Source organism: Chryseomicrobium aureum, from assembly GCF_016909155.1.
GTDB lineage: Bacteria > Bacillota > Bacilli > Bacillales_A > Planococcaceae > Chryseomicrobium > Chryseomicrobium aureum.
In genome coordinates this window covers 1-1,205 of sequence record NZ_JAFBFG010000039.1, presented here as the reverse complement: position 1 = coordinate 1,205, position 1,205 = coordinate 1, and the positions used below count along the sequence as shown (strand labels likewise).

Genomic DNA, 1,205 nt, shown 5'->3' with positions numbered 1-1,205 from the left:
TTGTCCTTATTTTTGTACACAAAAAGCGCGCACCGCAGAATTTTCTGCGGTGCGCGCTTTTTCAATTAGAGTCTAGGTTTTGTCCCAGCCTCTTTCTTTTTTGGAAGGAGGGGTTCGAGTGCTATTTGTCATGCTAGGTGGGGCTGTTGGCACTTTGTTGCGAGCAGGTTTGTCGTATTGTATTCCGTTTGGACTGTTCGGGATTCCCATTGCCACATTGATTGCGAACCTTCTCGGTAGTGCGTTGATTGCACGAATTTCTCTTATTCGATCGGAAATGCTTCAAGACAATTGGCGGAAATTTTGGATGACGGGTGTGCTCGGTGGTTTTACAACGATGTCCATTTTTAATTGGGAAGCATTGCAAATGATTCAGCAAGGGGAGTTTCTAGTGTACGCTGTCTATGTGGGATTAACACTGCATGGTAGTGTGCTTGTTGCGCGCTTTGTGTTAAAGAGGGGGCGAGCGGCATGATTATCGTATTTCTTGCAATCGGAGGAGGTCTTGGGGCGGGTGTTCGTTACGCGTTCAGTCGTTTTAATAGAAGTTTCCCATTTGGAACACTGCTAGCAAATCTCGTTGCTTCTTTTTCTATCGGCATATGCATTCCTTCTACCCAATCGGGGGAGGGACTGGCATTTTTTGTTGTCGGGTTTTGCGGCGCACTGAGTACGGTTTCAACATTTGCGCTAGAAGCAGCTACAAGTGATCGACCGCTTCGCTACGGCCTAGTCACATGGGCTTCGACACTTATTGCTGTAAGTTTGGGGTATTTCATCACCATCATTTAAATCAAATAGTTTCCATAATATCAGGAAGTGGTGAACGTCAGCAAATAGCCATCGAATCTTTCGACTTAGGCAGCGAATCTTTCCACTTATCCAGCGAATCTCCCGACACAATTGGTGAATAACCATAAAAACGCCACCCGCAAAATTACGAGTGGCGTTCTATCTAAAATAGGTGCCTGTCACCAATTACCAGCAGTTCCTATTTGGTGCCTGTCACCGATTGTCCGATCTTTTGTCACCATTCAATTTTTTTGAGTGATACTGCTCTAAAATCAATCGACAAGAGGAGGTAGTGAGTTCCTGGGGAATCAGAGTATGGCGGAGACCCCGCAGTGGAGGCGAGAAGTGCAAGCTTCTCGTATGCCAAGAGGAGGCTCCGGTACAATGTCATCAAGCTAACAAGTAAAATACTT

General features: G+C 45.8%; 2 protein-coding genes. Both read left to right on the top strand.

The window, feature by feature from the left end:
- Positions 1-118 precede the first annotated feature (118 nt).
- A complete protein-coding gene (locus JOD03_RS13705) occupies positions 119-475 on the top strand; it encodes a CrcB family protein (protein ID WP_204592028.1) in 357 nt (118 codons plus the stop codon).
- Complete coding sequence (locus tag JOD03_RS13700; protein WP_204592026.1) at positions 472-792, top strand: fluoride efflux transporter FluC; 321 nt, start codon at positions 472-474, stop codon at positions 790-792. Before JOD03_RS13705 ends, JOD03_RS13700 begins: the two co-directional genes overlap by 4 nt.
- The last annotated feature ends 413 nt before the right edge of the window (positions 793-1,205 follow it).

Excerpts from the sequence above, each read along its gene's own strand:
- JOD03_RS13700 (WP_204592026.1), top strand. The coding sequence starts at position 472 with ATGATTATCGTATTTCTTGCAATCGGAGGAGGTCTTGGGGCGGGTGTT.